This is a genomic window from Streptomyces sp. NBC_00358, assembly GCF_036099295.1.
Taxonomy (GTDB): Bacteria; Actinomycetota; Actinomycetes; order Streptomycetales; family Streptomycetaceae; genus Streptomyces.
In genome coordinates this window covers 7,570,615-7,584,267 of record NZ_CP107976.1, presented here as the reverse complement: position 1 = coordinate 7,584,267, position 13,653 = coordinate 7,570,615, and the positions used below count along the sequence as shown (strand labels likewise).

The 13,653-nt window shown below is 70.4% G+C and carries 13 protein-coding genes; 1 reads left to right on the top strand and 12 read right to left on the bottom strand.

What is annotated here, in order from left to right:
* Positions 1 to 49: 49 nt before the first annotated feature.
* On the top strand, positions 50 to 550 hold the full coding sequence (gene bldD, locus OHT01_RS32455; RefSeq protein WP_037621142.1) for a transcriptional regulator BldD: 501 nt from the start codon (positions 50 to 52) through the stop codon (positions 548 to 550).
* Positions 551 to 764: 214 nt separating this feature from the next.
* On the opposite strand, the gene nusB is transcribed toward bldD, so the two are convergent.
* The 12 genes from nusB to OHT01_RS32395 form a co-directional block, all read right to left on the bottom strand.
* A complete protein-coding gene (gene nusB, locus OHT01_RS32450) occupies positions 765 to 1,199 on the bottom strand; it encodes a transcription antitermination factor NusB (RefSeq protein WP_328556656.1) in 435 nt (144 codons plus the stop codon).
* A gap of 2 nt (positions 1,200 to 1,201) precedes the next feature.
* Positions 1,202 to 1,768, bottom strand: a complete 567-nt coding sequence (gene efp, locus OHT01_RS32445) for an elongation factor P (RefSeq protein ID WP_328556655.1) — start codon at positions 1,766 to 1,768, stop codon at positions 1,202 to 1,204.
* A gap of 60 nt (positions 1,769 to 1,828) precedes the next feature.
* Positions 1,829 to 2,935 (bottom strand): aminopeptidase P family protein, encoded by a 1,107-nt coding sequence (locus OHT01_RS32440; protein ID WP_328556654.1) that lies wholly within the window; start codon positions 2,933 to 2,935, stop codon positions 1,829 to 1,831.
* 141 nt (positions 2,936 to 3,076) lie between these two features.
* The gene (locus OHT01_RS32435; protein ID WP_328556653.1) at positions 3,077 to 3,982 is read right to left on the bottom strand and encodes a Pro-rich N-terminal domain-containing protein; all 906 of its coding nucleotides are present in this window, start codon (positions 3,980 to 3,982) and stop codon (positions 3,077 to 3,079) included.
* 192 nt (positions 3,983 to 4,174) lie between these two features.
* Positions 4,175 to 5,266, bottom strand: coding sequence for a 3-dehydroquinate synthase (aroB, locus tag OHT01_RS32430; protein WP_328556652.1), 1,092 nt, complete (start codon positions 5,264 to 5,266; stop codon positions 4,175 to 4,177).
* Entirely contained in the window at positions 5,263 to 5,745 is a 483-nt protein-coding gene (locus tag OHT01_RS32425) for a shikimate kinase (protein WP_328558348.1), read from the bottom strand. The genes aroB and OHT01_RS32425 overlap by 4 nt, the downstream gene beginning before the upstream one ends.
* A 29-nt stretch (positions 5,746 to 5,774) precedes the next feature.
* Complete coding sequence (gene aroC, locus OHT01_RS32420; protein WP_328556651.1) at positions 5,775 to 6,959, bottom strand: chorismate synthase; 1,185 nt, start codon at positions 6,957 to 6,959, stop codon at positions 5,775 to 5,777.
* A 325-nt stretch (positions 6,960 to 7,284) separates the two neighbouring features.
* Positions 7,285 to 8,124, bottom strand: a complete 840-nt coding sequence (locus OHT01_RS32415) for a shikimate dehydrogenase (RefSeq protein WP_328556650.1) — start codon at positions 8,122 to 8,124, stop codon at positions 7,285 to 7,287.
* Entirely contained in the window at positions 8,105 to 10,018 is a 1,914-nt protein-coding gene (gene mltG, locus OHT01_RS32410) for an endolytic transglycosylase MltG (RefSeq protein WP_328556649.1), read from the bottom strand. The genes OHT01_RS32415 and mltG overlap by 20 nt, the downstream gene beginning before the upstream one ends.
* 123 nt (positions 10,019 to 10,141) lie before the next feature.
* Positions 10,142 to 10,606: a Holliday junction resolvase RuvX gene (gene ruvX, locus OHT01_RS32405; RefSeq protein WP_328556648.1), complete on the bottom strand. Its 465-nt coding sequence runs from the start codon at positions 10,604 to 10,606 to the stop codon at positions 10,142 to 10,144.
* Between the two features lie 15 nt (positions 10,607 to 10,621).
* Positions 10,622 to 13,294: an alanine--tRNA ligase gene (gene alaS, locus OHT01_RS32400; protein ID WP_328556647.1), complete on the bottom strand. Its 2,673-nt coding sequence runs from the start codon at positions 13,292 to 13,294 to the stop codon at positions 10,622 to 10,624.
* On the bottom strand, positions 13,294 to 13,650 hold the full coding sequence (locus OHT01_RS32395; RefSeq protein ID WP_328556646.1) for a DUF6167 family protein: 357 nt from the start codon (positions 13,648 to 13,650) through the stop codon (positions 13,294 to 13,296). The genes alaS and OHT01_RS32395 overlap by 1 nt, the downstream gene beginning before the upstream one ends.
* Positions 13,651 to 13,653 lie beyond the last annotated feature (3 nt).

Here is a 13,653-nt window from a genome sequence, read left to right as displayed (position 1 = left end):
ACCAGCCGCGCGGCGGAGCCGCACGTTGATACAGCGTCCGGGGAGCTATATGTCCAGCGAATACGCCAAACAGCTCGGGGCCAAGCTCCGCGCCATCCGCACCCAGCAGGGCCTTTCCCTCCACGGAGTGGAGGAGAAGTCCCAGGGACGCTGGAAGGCGGTCGTGGTCGGTTCGTACGAGCGCGGCGACCGCGCTGTCACCGTGCAGCGCCTTGCCGAGCTGGCGGACTTCTACGGGGTTCCGGTCCAGGAGCTGCTGCCCGGCACCACTCCGGGCGGGGCCGCCGAGCCGCCGCCGAAGCTGGTCCTCGACCTTGAGCGGCTGGCGCACGTGCCGGCCGAGAAGGCGGGCCCGCTGCAGCGCTACGCGGCGACGATCCAGTCCCAGCGCGGCGACTACAACGGCAAGGTGCTGTCGATCCGCCAGGACGACCTGCGCACCCTCGCCGTGATCTACGACCAGTCCCCCTCGGTCCTGACCGAGCAGCTGATCAGCTGGGGCGTCCTGGACGCGGACGCGCGCCGCGCGGTCGCCCACGACGAGGGCTGAATCCCTTAGGACAGCTCTGCAGAAACGTGCCGCCGGGGTGGCCGGAACCTGACGGTTCCGGCCACCCCGGCGGCCGTCTGCGGGCCTCGGGAGCCTTCGAGGTACCGGAACGCCGAGAACCCGCACGGGAACGCCGGAGGGCCCGCAGCACGATCGCTGCGGGCCCTCCGGCGTTCCGTACGTCCCCTCCGGGCCGTACGGCTACGGCTGTCGGCTAGTCCTCGTCGCGGCGGAGCGACGGCTTCAGGTCCTTCAGCCGGCCCAGCAGGCCGTTCACGAACGAGGGCGACTCGTCCGTGGAGAACTCCTTCGCCAGCTGCACCGCCTCGTCGAGCACCACGGCGTCCGGGGTCTCGTCGACCCAGATCAGCTCGTAGGCACCGAGGCGCAGGATGTTGCGGTCGACGACCGGCATCCTGTCCAGCGTCCAGCCGACGGCGTACTGCGCGATGAGCTCGTCGATCCGCCTCACCTTGGTGGCGTAACCCTCGACCAGCTGCATCGTGAACTCGCTGACCGGCGGCTGCCGGGTGTCTGACCGGGAGTGCCGGATCCAGTCCGCGAGGACCGTCAGGACGTCCACGCCGCGCTGGTCGCCCTCGAAGAGAATCTGGAAGGCGCGCTTGCGGGCCGTGTTGCGGGCAGCCACGGTTAGCTGTTCACCCGGCCGAGGTAGTCGCTGGTGCGGGTGTCGACCTTGATCTTCTCACCGGTGGTGATGAAGAGCGGGACCTGGATCTGGTGGCCGGTCTCCAGGGTGGCGGGCTTGGTGCCACCGGTGGAGCGGTCGCCCTGGACGCCCGGCTCGGTCTCCTGGATGACCAGCTCGACGGCGGCCGGCAGCTCGACGAAGAGCACCTCGCCCTCGTGCTGGGCGACGCTGGCCGTGAAGCCCTCGATGAGGAAGTTGGCAGCGTCGGCGACGGCCTTGCGTTCGACCATGAGCTGGTCGTACGTCTCCATGTCCATGAAGACGAAGTACTCGCCGTCCATGTAGGAGAACTGCATGTCGCGCTTGTCGATCGTGGCCGTCTCGACCTTGACGCCGGCGTTGAACGTCTTGTCGACGACCTTGCCGGAGAGCACGTTCTTCAGCTTGGTGCGCACGAAGGCCGGGCCCTTGCCGGGCTTGACGTGCTGGAACTCGACGACGGACCAGAGCTGGCCTCCGTCGAGCTTGAGCACCAGGCCGTTCTTGAGGTCGTTCGTGGAAGCCACGGTTGCGGAATCTCCTGGACTGACGTGGACGACCCCGGCGCAGGCGCACAGCTCGAAGAGCTAGAGCGCGAGCAGCTCCTTGGTCGTAATGGTGAGTAGCTCGGGTCCGCCGTCCGCCTCAGGGCGTACGACGAGCGTGTCATCGATCCTGACACCGCCCCGGCCCGGAAGGTGGACCCCCGGTTCGACGGTGACCGGCACGCAAGCGTCCAGTTTACCCATGGCCGCGGGGGCAAGCTGCGGGTCCTCGTCGATTTCGAGCCCGACACCGTGCCCCGTCAGGGGTGGAAGGCCTTCAGTATGGCCCCCGGAGTCCAGAACCTGGCGGGCCGCGCGGTCCACATCGCGGTAGGCGGCGCCGGGTGCCAGCGCCTCCCGTCCGGCACGCTGGGCGGCGAAGACGAGGTCGTACAGCTCGATCTGCCAGTCGGCCGGCGAGGTGCCGATCACGAACGTACGACCGATCTCACACCGGTAGCCGCGGTAGGTCGCGCCGAGGCAGACGGAGAGGAAGTCGCCCTCCTCGACGCGCCGGTCGGTGGGCCGGTGGCCGCGCCGTCCCGAGTTCGGGCCGGTGCCGACCGAGGTCGCGAAGGCCGGTCCGTCCGCTCCGTGGTCGACGAGCCGGCGTTCCAGTTCCAGGGCGAGATGGCGTTCCGTGCGGCCGACGAGAATGGATTCGAGGAGTTCGCCGAGCGCCTGGTCGGCGATCTCGGCGCCGATGCGCAGGGAGGAGATCTCCTCCTCGTCCTTGATCACGCGGAGCTGCTCCACCGCGCCGCCCAGGTCGGCCAGGCGCAGTTGCGGCGCGACCGAGCCGAGGGCCCGGTGCCGCGTCACGGTCAGGTGGTGCTCCTCGACCGCCAGGGACTCGGCGCCCCGGCCGGCCGCCAGACCGGCGGCGGCGACCGCGGGATCACCGCCGGCGCGGGGCAGCACCCGCACGTTCAGGGCTTCGTCCGGGCGGCCTTCGACGGCTTCGCCGGACGGCGGACCGGCGCACAGCAGCATGTCCTCGCCGTCGCCGAGCAGGAGCACGGCGCCGTGCGGCGCCGCGCCCGCGAGATACCTCACGTTGGCGGGGCGGGTCACCAGCGCGGCAGCGCTGCCGCCCGCCGTACTGCGTTCCCGGAGCCGCTCTCTGCGGGTCGCGTACACCTCTGACATGAACCGAGCGTACGAGCGGTGGCCGGATGTCGCCGGTTCAGAGGGCCGGACGGGTGGACCGGCGCGCGGACGGGCGAACGCGGGGCCCGCTCAGCACTGGGGCGGGCCCACCACTGGGGCGGGCTCACCACTGGGGCGGGCTCACCACTGGGGCGGGCTGGCGATCGACCGGGCCAGGACGTCGTCCAGGACGCGGGCCGTCGCCGCCACGTCGAGCTGCGAGTTGTCGATGATCGGGAGCCCGGAGCCGTACCAGCCGGCCATCCGGCCGTGGATGCGCGCGACCTCCTCGTCGCTGAGCCTGCGGTTGCCCGAGCGCTCGGCGTTGCGCTCCAGGACCACTTCCAGGCCCGGCAGGAGCACCACCGGCAGCAGCCCGGGGCCCACGTGCCGCTTCCAGCCGCCGAGGCCGACGACCGGGCGGTCCGGGAAGACGGCGTCGTCGAGGATGCACGAGATGCCGTTGGCCAGGAAGTTGCGGGCGGCGAAGCCGCAGGTACGGCGGGCGAGACGATACTGCGCCTCGGAATGGTCGTTCCAGCCCGACTGGGGGTCGGCGAAGCCCGAACGCACCCATTCGCGTACGTCGTCGAGGCTGATGTGGGCCGTGGGCACCCGGCGGTGGTCCGCCCAGTACTTGGCGACGCTGGTCTTTCCGGCGCCCGCGGGGCCGATGAGCAGGACCGCGAGCGTGGTGGCCGCCGGATCGGGCGCGCCGGTGGCGGGCGGCGGGCTCGGCATGGCCACCGAAACGCCCGGGGGCAGCCGCACATGCCCGGTGGTGTCCGGCGCGGGCGGGACGGGAGGGTGTGGCGGGGGCGGCGCCGCAGCGTGCTGCGGAGGCTGCGGGGGCATCTGGTGCGGCGGCAGGTGATGCTGCGGGGCCTGGGCGGGAGGGGCGCCGGGCGGCACCGGCGCTCCGGCGAAGCCCGGGGCGGGCGCGGGACCCCGCTGTCCCGGGTACTGACCGGCCGGCGACCATCCGGCGGCCGGTTCCTGCCCCGGCTGGTGGGGCGGCGGCAGCGGAGCCCCCACTGCGTGCTGCATCCGGTGCCACTCCGTCTCGTACAGGCGATGTGCGCTGGTGGACGGGACGCCGGTCCCGTCGCTACCGAACGGTACCTTCCCCGGCCGCCGTTGTGTGAACGGCCGGGGAGCCTGCGAAGTGCCCGGGACGGAGGGGCAAAACGGGTTGAGCAGGCCTTCTCCGGACCATAAGTCCGTGCCGGGCGGAGCCTGTTACTCGCCGACCTCGCCGTAGGCCGCGAGCAGGACGGCCGGGTCCGGCCCCTCCAGGACGGTCGGCCTGGCCAGTCCGTCGAGGACGATGAAGCGCAGCAGGTCGCCGCGGGACTTCTTGTCGACCTTCATGTTCTCGACGAGCTTGGGCCACTGGTCGTAGCGGTAGCTCAGCGGAAGACCGACGGACTCCAGGACCGTGCGGTGCCGGTCGGCGGTCGCGTCGTCCAACCGGCCCGCGAGACGGCCGAGTTCGGCGGCGAAGTGCATGCCGACCGAGACGGCCGCGCCGTGCCGCCACTTGTAGCGCTCGTTCTTCTCGATGGCGTGGGCGAGCGTGTGGCCGTAGTTGAGGATCTCGCGCAGCCCCGACTCCTTCAGGTCGCCGGAGACGACCTCGGCCTTGACCCTGACGGAACGCTCGATGAGTTCGGCGGTGTGCGGGCCCGCTGGCGTACGGGCCGCCTCGGGGTCGGACTCGATGAGGTCCAGGATCACCGGGTCGGCGATGAAGCCGGCCTTGATGATCTCCGCGAGCCCGGAGACGTAGTCGTTGACCGGCAGCGAGTCGAGCGCGGCCAGGTCGCAGAGCACGCCCGCGGGCGGGTGGAAGGCGCCGACGAGGTTCTTGCCCTCGGCGGTGTTGATACCGGTCTTGCCGCCGACCGCCGCGTCGACCATGGCCAGCACGGTGGTGGGGACGGCGATCCAGCGCACCCCGCGCAGCCAGGTCGCCGCCACGAACCCGGCCAGGTCGGTGGTGGCACCGCCGCCGACGCCGACGACGACGTCGGTGCGGGTGAAGCCGGACTGGCCCAGCGCCTTCCAGCAGTAGGCCGCGACCTCTGCGGTCTTGGCCTCCTCGGCGTTCGGCACCTGGATGGCGACGGCCTCGAAGCCCTGCTCCGCCAGGTCGGCGCGGAGCGCCTCGCCGGTGCCGTCGAGCGCCTCGGGGTGGATCACGGCGACCCGCTTGGCCTTGTCGCCGATCAACCCGCCGAGCTCACCGAGGAGTTGACGGCCGATCAGGACCTCGTAGGGGTCGGTGCCCGCACTGCCGCCGACCTGGACACGGGTCACTGCCTCGCTCATGCTTCCTTCAACTCCAGTGCGTCGAGGACCTCTTGGGCTACCTCTTGGGGGGTGCGTCCGTCGGTCGCCACGACCGCGCGGGCGACTTCGGTGTACAGATGGCGGCGCGCCTCCATCAGCTCGCGCCACTGCTTGCGGGGGTTGACGGCGAGCAGCGGCCGGGCCACGTTCAGGCCGGTGCGCTGGACCGCCTCCTCCACCTCCATGGAGAGGTAGACGACCTGGTGGCCGACGAGCAGCGCGCGGGTGTCGGCGTCGAGGACCGAACCGCCGCCCAGCGCCAGCACACCGTCGTATCCGGCGAGCGCCTCGCGCACCGCCCGCTTCTCGATCGCGCGGAAGGCGGACTCGCCCTCGTCGACGAAGATGTCGGCGATCGTGCGGCCCTCGGCGGCCACGATGTCGTCGTCCGTGTCCCGGTAGCCGCAGCCGAGCCGCTCGGCGACGAGCGCGCCCACCGTGGACTTGCCGACCCCCATCGGGCCGACCAGGACGAGCCGTGGGGCGGTCACCGGATGACCAGGTTCTCAAGGTACGACCGGACGTTGCGACGGGTCTCGGTGACCGAGTCGCCGCCGAACTTCTCGGCCACCGCGTCCGCGAGGACGAGGGCGACCATCGCCTCGGCGACGATGCCCGCGGCAGGCACGGCGGAGACGTCGGAGCGCTGGTGGTGAGCCTTGGCGGCCTCTCCGGTGGCGACGTCGATGGTGGCCAGCGCGCGCGGCACGGTGGCGATCGGCTTCATCGCGGCGCGGACGCGCAGCAGCTCGCCGGTGGTCAGACCGCCCTCGGTGCCGCCGGCGCGCCCGGACGTCCGCTTGATGCCCTCGGGCGTGTTGACGATCTCGTCGTGGGCCTGTGAGCCGGGCACCCGGGCCAGTTCGAAGCCGTCGCCGATCTCGACGCCCTTGATCGCCTGGATGCCCATCAGGGCACCGGCGAGACGAGCGTCCAGCTTGCGGTCCCAGTGCACGTGCGAGCCGAGGCCGACGGGGACGCCGTACGCGAGCACCTCGACGACGCCGCCGAGCGTGTCGCCGTCCTTGTGGGCCTGGTCGACCTCCGCGACCATCGCCTTCGAGGCGTCGGCGTCCAGGCAGCGCAGCGGGTCGGCGTCGAGCTTGTCGACGTCTGCGGGGGTGGGGTACACGCCCTGCGGGGCCTTCACGGAGCAGAGCTCGACGACGTGGGAGACGATCTCGATCCCGGCCGTCTCCTTGAGGTACGAACGGGCGACCGCGCCGAGCGCGACGCGGGCCGCGGTCTCACGGGCGGAGGCGCGTTCCAGGATCGGCCGGGCCTCGTCGAAGCCGTACTTCTGCATGCCCGCGAGGTCCGCGTGGCCGGGCCGGGGGCGGGTCAGCGGGGCGTTGCGGGCGAGGTCGGCGAGGATCTCCGGGGCGACCGGGTCGGCCGCCATGACCTGCTCCCACTTGGGCCATTCGGTGTTGCCGACCATGATCGCGATCGGGGAACCGAGGGTCAGGCCGTGCCGTACGCCGCCGAGGAAGGTGACCTCGTCGCGCTCGAACTTCATCCGGGCACCGCGTCCATAGCCCAGGCGCCGCCGGGCGAGGTGGTCCGCCACCATCTCCGTGGTGATCGGGACGCCGGCGGGAAGACCCTCCAGCGTCGCGACGAGTGCGGGACCGTGGGACTCCCCCGCGGTCAGCCAGCGCAACCTGCTCAACGGTGCTCCTCATGCTCGCGCCCTGGTACTGCTGCTGCGTACACGCGTCCTCGCGTACGGCTACGGCGCGACCGGGTGCGCGGCCCTGGCCCGCCGTCTCCGATCCTCCCACGTCCGCAGGCCCGAACCGGCCGCAGGTCCATCAGGCGGACGCTCCCGGCCGGGGCGCACGACCCCGCGTAGGCCCCAGGGGCCACCGGAGCGAGCCCGTGGCGGACCGTCTCGGCGGCCGTCTCCCCGGCCGCGCCGGGGTTCACCTCACCAGGGGGTGCCCCGCGCCGGAGAGGCCCGCCAAAAGGCACCCCACCGACCTCGACCGGATCGCCTACCGAGCCGCGAGCGCGTGTTCGCCCGCCGTGCGCATGGCGCCGAGCGGCGCGGGCGTCCGCCCGGTCATCCGCTCGACCTGGAGCACCGCCTGGTGCACCAGGAGATCGAGCCCGCTCACCACGGCTCCGCCGTACCCCGACCAGCGCGCGGCCAGGTCGGTCGGCCAGGGGTCGTACAGCACGTCGAAGAGGGTCGCGGGGCGCTCCGGGACGGCGGCGGCCAGCGCGTCCGTGGTGCCCGCCGGGGTCGTGGCGATCACCAGCGGCGCCCGCAGCGCCTGTTCGGCGTCGGCCCAGTCCTCGGTGCGCACCTCGATGCCCAGCCGCTCGCCCCATTGCCGCATCTCGGCGGCCCGTTCCTTGCTGCGGACGTACGCCACGACCTCGCCCGTGCAGATCCGCGCGAGGGCGGCCAGCGCGGAGGACGCGGTGGCGCCGGCACCGAGAACGGCGGCCGAGTCGACCTGCTCGATCCCGCGCTCGCGCAGCGCGGCGACCATCCCGGGGATGTCGGTGTTGTCGCCGACACGCCGTCCGTCCTCGGTGAACACGACGGTGTTGACCGCCTCGACGGAGGCCGCCGTCTCGCTGATCTCGTCGACCAGCGGCATCACGGCCCGCTTGAGCGGCATGGTCAGCGACAGCCCGGCCCACTCCGGTCCGAGATCCTCGAAGAAACCGGGCAGGGCCTTCTCGTCGACCTCGAAGCGCTCGTACGACCAGTCCGCGAGGCCCAGCTCGCGGTACGCGGCCCGGTGCAGCACCGGGGACAGGGAGTGGGCGATCGGGGAACCGAGCACCGCGGCCCGGCGGGCATCAGTTGCCCGAGCTGGCATTGAACTTATCCTTGAGTTTCTCGAATTGAGCCAGGGTCTTGGCGAATTCGGTATTGTTCTGACCGTCTGTCGCCACGAAATAGAGCCAGCCGTTCTTCGTGGGGTTGAACACCGCTCTGAAGGCGTCGGCACCCGGGTTACCGATCGGACCGGGCGGCAGACCCGCGTGGTAATAGGTATTGTACGGGTCCGGGTTGCTGTTGATCTCGGACTCACTGATGTGAATCTTGCTCTGCCCCTTCAGGTAATTGAAGGTCGAGTCGAACTGCAGCTTCCGATTGGTCTCGGTATTGGTGGCCTTCAGCCGGTTGTAGACGACCTCGGCCATCTTGCGGTAGTCGTCGTGCGTCTTGCCCTCGGCCTGGACCAGGCTCGCGACCGTGACCACCTGCAAGGGATTGTCGAGATTGAGGGATTTCGCCTTCGCCACGAGTCCCAGCGCCACGTACTTCTTGTTGGCCTGCGCGACCATGGACTTCAGCACGGTCTCCGGCTTCATGCCCTTGGCCGCGGGATACGTGAGCGGGTAAAGGAATCCTTCCAGCGGATCCTTTATTTCCTTGTTGCTGTTCGCCCAGCTCGGAAGCCCCAGGCTCTTGTATTCCTTCTTCGCGACACGACCGGTGGTGCCGTCGGCGAGCCCGAGCTTCTTGTCGATCAGCGTGTACACCTGGGCATTACGGAAACCGGGAGGCACGGTCACGTTGTTCTGGCTCTTGGGGTCGAGCATCAGGTCGACGGCGCTCGCGGCCGACATCCCCTTGCGCAGGAGATAGGCACCGGCCTGAATCGACTTGCCCTTGGGATTCTCCTGCTGAGCGGAGACAAAGGCATCGACGCTCTTGACGACACCGAGCGCTTTGAGCTTCTGGCCGATCACATAACCGCCCTCGCCCTTGGCGATGATGACGGCGACCTGTCCCGAACCGTCGCCCGCGAAGTCGGGAGCCGAGCCGAAACGATTCTGGTAGTAGTGATAGCCGTAAACCCCGGCTCCGGCGAGGGCGCCTCCGAAAACCACGACGACCAGAAGGCAGGCGCAGCCGCTGCGGCGCTTCTTCTTGCCCGTGTCACCGCCCCGGCCCTTGCGGTCCCCGCGGCCCTTTCGGCCCTTCGGATCGTCATCGTCGTCGAGGTCGTCGTCATCGTCGTCGCCACCGGCGAAGAAGGCGTGCTCGCCCTGGTCCGGCCCCGGGTCCCAGTCCGGCTCGGGCTCGGGTTCCGCGCGGCGCCGGGCGGGCGGCTCGGGCGGCGGATAGGCGTCGGGGGTGTTGTAGAAGTCGGGCTGCTCACCCGTGTACTGGCCGGCGTAGGGGTCGGCCGGATCGGCGACGTAGGGCGTCTGGCCCTGCGCCCCGGAATTCCGGCCGCCGTCGGCGTACTGCTGCCGGCCCTGGCCGGGGTACTGCTGCTGCCCCTCACCGGGATACTGCTGCCGGCCCTGGTCGCCGTACTGCTGCTGGCCCTGGCCCGGGTACTGCTGCTGACCCTGGTCGCCGTACTGCTGCTGACCCTGACCGGGATACTGCTGCTGCCCTTGGCCCGGGTACTGCTGCTGGCCCTGGCCGTTGAACTGCTGCTGACCCTGACCGGGATACTGCTGCTGGCCCTGGCCCGGGTACTGCTGCTGACCTTGGTCGCCGTACTGCTGCTGACCCTGACCGGGGTACTGCTGCTGGTCCTGGTACTGCCCCGGCTGGCCCTGGGGCTGGTACTGCTGCTGGCCGTTGCCCCAGTCGCCCTGCTGCGCCTGCTGCTGCGGATAGTGCTGCGGCTGGCCGCCGTCGTAGGCGGACTGGCCGTCGGCGGCCTGTCCGCCCCATCCGCCGTCCCCGTACAACGGGTCCTCCGGATGCCACGGTTCGGAGCCAGGGCCCCGGCCATACTCAGTCATCGATCCCCTACGAGCCGCGAGCCGGCAGCGGCCGGCTCATATGGCTCGGCTCCCGTCCGCCTCTTTACTGTGCGAGGGCTGTTCGAACGCCACCGCATCGGGCGGAACGTTACCGTATCGCGATCAGATGACCACTTCGACGCCCTCGCCGGGCGATGTACCTGACACCCGTTCGGATTCCAGCGCCTGCTGCAGGATGATGACGGCGGCAGCCTGGTCGATCACCGACCGGCCCTTCTTCGATTTCACGCCCGCGGCGCGCAGCCCCTGACCGGCCGTCACCGTGGTCATCCTCTCATCCACGAGCCGCACCGGAACGGGAGCGATCCCGCCCGCGAGCTCCTGGGCGAAGGCACGGACCTTGACCGCGGCGGGGCCCTCGCCCCCCTTGAGGGAACGAGGGAGCCCGACGACGACCTCGATCGGCTCGTACTCCTCGACGAGCTGCCGCAGCCGGCGGTGGGCGGCCGGGACGTCACGTCCCGGGACCGTCTCCACCGGTGTCGCGAGGATCCCGTCGGGGTCGCACGAGGCGACCCCGATCCGGGCGTCCCCGACGTCGATCGCGAGCCGGCGTCCTCTGCGCATCTTCTGGGCCGTTTCTTACTTGGCCGTCTCGGCGACGAGTCGCTGGACCGCGTCGATGGCCTCGCCGATGGCGGCGGGGTTCTGGCCGCCGCCCTGGGCGACGTCCGGCTTGCCGCCACCGCCGCCGCCGAGGGTCTTGGCGGCCGCGCGGACCAGCTCGCCGGCCTTCAGACCGCGCTCACGGGCGGCCTCGTTGGTGGCGATGACGGTGAGCGGCTTGCCGCCCGAGACCGTGAACAGGGCCACCACGGCGGCCCGTCCGCCCTGGATACGGCCGCGCACGTCGAGGACCAGCTTGCGCAGGTCGTCGGCGCCCGTGCCGTCCGGAACCTGGCCGGTGACCAGGGCGACGCCGTTCACGTCCTTGGCGGACTCGACGAGACCGGCGGCGGCCTGCAGGACCTTCTCCGCGCGGAACTTCTCGATCTCCTTCTCGGCGTCCTTCAGCTTGCCGAGCATGGCGGAGATCTTTTCCGGAAGCTCCTCGGGGCGGCCCTTGACCAGTTCCTGGAGCTGGGCGACGACCGTGTGCTCACGGGCGAGGAAGTTGTACGCGTCGACGCCGACCAGGGCCTCGATGCGCCGTACGCCCGAGCCGATGGAGGATTCGCCGAGCAGCTTGACCAGGCCGAGCTGGGAGGTGTTGTGCACGTGCGTGCCGCCGCACAGCTCCTTGGAGAAGTCGCCGATGGTCACGACGCGGACGCGCTCGCCGTACTTCTCGCCGAACTCGGCGATGGCGCCCTGCTTCTTGGCCTCGTCGAGGCTCAGGATCTCGGCGTGCACGTCCAGATCGCGGGCGAGCACCTCGTTGATCTGCTGCTCGACGTCGGTCATCACGGCCGTCGGGACGGCGGACGGGGAGCCGAAGTCGAAGCGGAAGCGGCCGGGCTGGTTCTCGGAACCGGCCTGGGCGGCCGTCGGGCCGAGGGCGTCGCGCAGCGCCTGGTGCGTGAGGTGCGTGGCCGAGTGGGCGCGGGCGATGGCCGTACGACGGCGGACGTCGATGGTGGCCTGGGCCTTGGCGCCGACGGTGACCTCGCCGACCTGGACGACGCCCTTGTGGACGTACACGCCCGGGACGGGCTTCTGGCAGTCGCGGATCTCGATGACGGCACCGGTGTCGACCCGGATGCGGCCCGTGTCACCGATCTGGCCGCCGCCCTCGGCGTAGAACGGGGTGCGGTCGAGGACGATCTCGACCTCGTCGCCCTCGGTGGCGGCCGGGGAGGAGACGCCGTCGACGAGGATGCCGACGACCGTCGACTCGGCCTCGGTGCGGTCGTAGCCGATGAAGTCGGTCTCTCCGGCGGCGTCGGCGATCTGACGGTAGGCGCCGAGGTCGGCGTGGCCGGTCTTCTTGGCGCGGGCGTCGGCCTTGGCCTTGTCCCGCTGCTCCTTCATCAGGCGGCGGAAGCCGTCCTCGTCCACCGACAGGCCCTGTTCGGCGGCCATTTCGAGGGTGAGGTCGATCGGGAAGCCCCAGGTGTCGTGGAGCAGGAACGCCTTGTCGCCGGCGAGGACCGTGCCGCCGGAGTCCCTGGTGTCGGTGATGGCCGTGTCGAGGATGTTCGTGCCGGCCTTCAGCGTCTTGAGGAAGGCGGCCTCCTCGGCGAGGGCCACGGTCTCGATCCGCTGCCGGTCGCTGACGAGTTCCGGGTACTGCTGGCCCATCATCGCGATCACGACGTCGATGAGGTCCTTGACGACGAAGCCGGTGGCGCCCAGCAGCCGCATGTTGCGGATGGCGCGGCGCATGATGCGGCGCAGCACATAGCCGCGGCCCTCGTTGCCGGGGCTCACGCCGTCGCCGATGAGCATCACGGAGGTGCGCATGTGGTCGGTGACCACGCGCAGCGAGACGTCGGAGCCGTGCGCGGCGCCGTACTCGACACCCGTCAGCTCGGTGGCCTTGTTGATGACGGCCATGGAGGTGTCGATCTCGTACATGTTCTGCACGCCCTGCAGAATCATGGCGAGGCGTTCCATGCCGAGACCGGTGTCGATGTTCTTGCTGGGCAGGTCGCCGAGGATCTCGAAGTCGTCCTTCGAGGTGCCCTCGCCGCGCTCGTACTGCATGAAGACCAGGTTCCAGATCTCCACGTACCGCTCGTCGTTGACCGCCGGGCCGCCCTCGACGCCGAACTCGGGGCCGCGGTCGTAGTTGATCTCGGAACACGGTCCGCAGGGTCCGGGGACGCCCATGGACCAGTAGTTGTCCTTCTTGCCCAGGCGCTGGATGCGCTCGGCCGGGACACCGATCTTGTCGCGCCAGATGGTCTCGGCCTCGTCGTCGTCGAGGTAGACCGTGATCCACAGACGCTCGGGGTCGAGGCCGTAACCACCCTTGTCCTGGGGCGAGGTGAGCAGCTCCCAGGCGTAGGTGATGGCACCTTCCTTGAAGTAGTCGCCGAAGGAGAAGTTGCCGCACATCTGGAAGAACGTGCCGTGCCGGGTGGTCTTGCCGACCTCTTCGATGTCGGGCGTGCGTACGCACTTCTGCACGCTGGTGGCGCGCGACCACGGCGGCTTGACCTCGCCGAGGAAGTACGGCTTGAAGGGGACCATGCCGGCGGGGACCAGGAGCAGAGTCGGGTCGTCCGCGATGAGCGACGCCGAAGGGACGACGGTGTGACCGCGCTCCTCGTAGAAGCTCAACCAGCGGCGGCGGATTTCAGCCGACTCCATCAGTGGTCCTCATTCCGGTTGTACGAGTACGTCGTGTTCTCGATGTACTTGATCTGCTTGCTGTCGCCGAACCGCGCACCGTCGCCGATCTCGGCGATACGGCGCTGCGGGGGCAGTTCGGGGTCCGGGCGCTCGTTCAGGCCGAGCACCTCGCCGAGTTCGGCCTCTCGTTGGGCCATCCCGTCGCGGACGTCGAGCGCGAACTCCTTGAGCCGGTGGCCCGCGTCGATCGCCTTGTTCGCGGCCTGGGCCGCGAGGCTCTCGGGGGTCAGCTTCTTGAGCTTGCGGTTGACCTTGGTGGTGGCCCATACACCCGCGGCTGCGCCTGCGGTGAACCAGAACGTACGGCGGAACATCGC

Bases quoted from the DNA above. Each gene is read 5' to 3' on its own strand.
- ruvX (WP_328556648.1), bottom strand. From the start codon at position 10,606: ATGCGCAGAGGACGCCGGCTCGCGATCGACGTCGGGGACGCCCGGATC.
- alaS (WP_328556647.1), bottom strand. From the start codon at position 13,294: ATGGAGTCGGCTGAAATCCGCCGCCGCTGGTTGAGCTTCTACGAGGAG.
- OHT01_RS32440 (WP_328556654.1), bottom strand. From the start codon at position 2,935: ATGTCAGAGGTGTACGCGACCCGCAGAGAGCGGCTCCGGGAACGCAGT.
- OHT01_RS32415 (WP_328556650.1), bottom strand. From the start codon at position 8,124: ATGCCAGCTCGGGCAACTGATGCCCGCCGGGCCGCGGTGCTCGGTTCC.
- bldD (WP_037621142.1), top strand. From the start codon at position 50: ATGTCCAGCGAATACGCCAAACAGCTCGGGGCCAAGCTCCGCGCCATC.
- OHT01_RS32425 (WP_328558348.1), bottom strand. From the start codon at position 5,745: ATGGGGGTCGGCAAGTCCACGGTGGGCGCGCTCGTCGCCGAGCGGCTC.
- aroB (WP_328556652.1), bottom strand. From the start codon at position 5,266: ATGAGCGAGGCAGTGACCCGTGTCCAGGTCGGCGGCAGTGCGGGCACC.
- OHT01_RS32395 (WP_328556646.1), bottom strand. From the start codon at position 13,650: ATGTTCCGCCGTACGTTCTGGTTCACCGCAGGCGCAGCCGCGGGTGTA.
- OHT01_RS32435 (WP_328556653.1), bottom strand. From the start codon at position 3,982: ATGCAGCACGCAGTGGGGGCTCCGCTGCCGCCGCCCCACCAGCCGGGG.
- mltG (WP_328556649.1), bottom strand. From the start codon at position 10,018: ATGACTGAGTATGGCCGGGGCCCTGGCTCCGAACCGTGGCATCCGGAG.